Genomic DNA, 1,729 nt, shown 5'->3' on the forward strand with positions numbered 1-1,729 from the left:
GCGCCTTGCCGGTGGGAATCTGGGTCCTGGTGAGGCCGGCGAGGCGCATAACCTCGGCACGGCCCTTCTCGGAGATCCCGCAGACGACGTTGCGGCGGTCGGTATCCCCCTCGCCGCGCTCGATGAACCCGAGGCCCGAAAGATGGTTCGTGCGGTGGGTCATCGTCGGGCGCAGGGCGCTCTGGTACTCGGCGATCGCGGAGGTCTTGAGCGTCGTGTCGGCCATGCTGAGCCGGCAGAGAATGGCGAACTCCTCGAACGTCAGCCTCTTGTCGGACTCTACTTTCTGGCGGACGACGTTGTACGCCCTGCGGACCGACATGTACTCGCGAAGATCCATTATCTACCCCTGAAAATCGAACTTTGATGCCATGCAGCGGACGCGGGGCCGAAACCCGGAGCCGCTCACAGCCGCGATTATACGAAACGTGCACGGGACTTCAAATTGTCCCCGTGCACGTTACATAAAATAGAAATATAAATCACTGAAGGTATGCGCGGCTGGCGGCGAGTAGCCGCCGGCCGCGCACCCCGAAACCCGGGCGAGGCCTTACATGACCTGCGGTGCCGTGACACCGATCATGTTGAGCGTGAGCGCGAGCACGCGACGGCACGCGTCGACCGCGGCGAGGCGCGCGTGCGAGAGGCCCTCGTCCAGCGGACGGCCCGCGCCGGGGATGACCTGGCACGCGGCGTAGAACGAGTGGAAGTGCCCCGCGAGGTCCTCGGCGTAGTGGGTGAGGCGGAACGGGGCGCGGTCGCGGGCGCAGGACTCGACGAGCCCGGGGAGCTCCGCGAGCTTGCGGGCGAGCGCCGCCTCGGTCGGGTCGGTCAGAAGCCCGAGGTCGCAGTTCTCGCCGACGGCGCGGCGGGCGACCTCGTCCATACCGAGCTTCGCGGCCTCATCGGCGTCGACGCCGGCGGCGCGGCGCAGGATGGAGCAGATGCGGGCGTGCGCGTACTGGACGTAATAGACGGGGTTCGTGTTGTCCTGGCGCTTAACGGCCTCGATGTCGAAGTCGATCATCTGGTTGTTCGACTTGGCGACGAGCGTGTAGCGCGTGGCGTCGGCGCCGACCTCCTCCAAAAGCTCGTCGAAGGCGACCATGGTGCCCTTGCGCTTGCTCATGCGCACCGGCACGCCGTCGCGCAGGAGGTTCACGAGCTGGCCGAGGACGACCTCGAACTGATCGGGGTAGCCGAGCGCCTCGCAGACGGACTGGATGCGCTTGATGTAGCCGTGATGGTCGGCGCCCCACAGGTCGATGACGTGGTCGACGCGCTGGAACTTGTTCCAGTGATAAGCGACGTCGGAGGCGAAATAGGTGTACTCGCCGTTGGTCTTTATGAGGACGCGGTCCTTATCGTCGCCGAAATCGGTCGAACGGAACCACAGGGCTCCCGCCTCGTCGCGGAAGAGGTAGCCGAGCTCGTCGAGCTTGGCGAGGGCGCGGTCGACGGCGGAGGTGCCGTCCGGGCCCTTCTCGTAGAGGCTGCGCTCGGAGAACCAGACGTCGAAGTCGCAGCGGGCCTTATGGCAGGTCTCGCGGATGGACTCGAGCATCATCTTGTAGCCGCGCTCGCGGAAGGAGGCGCAGCGCTCGTCCTCGGTCGCCCCCGCGAGGGCATCGCCATCGGAGGCGACGAAGCGCGCCGCGAGGTCGACGATGTAGTCGCCCGCGTAGGCGTTGCCGCCGAGGGCCTCGTTGAAGGCGTCGGTGTAGGGGTG

General features: G+C 66.5%; 2 protein-coding genes. Both read right to left on the reverse strand.

Annotation, left to right across the window (positions count from 1 at the left end; translation table 11 throughout):
• Positions 1–340, reverse strand: a 340-nt coding sequence (locus ACT84W_RS04970; protein WP_444328408.1) for a MarR family transcriptional regulator, incomplete at its 3' end; no start/stop codon positions are given.
• A 210-nt stretch (positions 341–550) separates the two neighbouring features.
• A partial coding sequence (locus ACT84W_RS04975) for an arginine--tRNA ligase (RefSeq protein ID WP_444328409.1) occupies positions 551–1,729 on the reverse strand: 1,179 nt, incomplete at its 5' end.

Origin of the sequence: Paratractidigestivibacter sp., assembly GCF_052362415.1 — a bacterium.
Classification (GTDB): Bacteria; Actinomycetota; Coriobacteriia; order Coriobacteriales; family Atopobiaceae; genus Paratractidigestivibacter.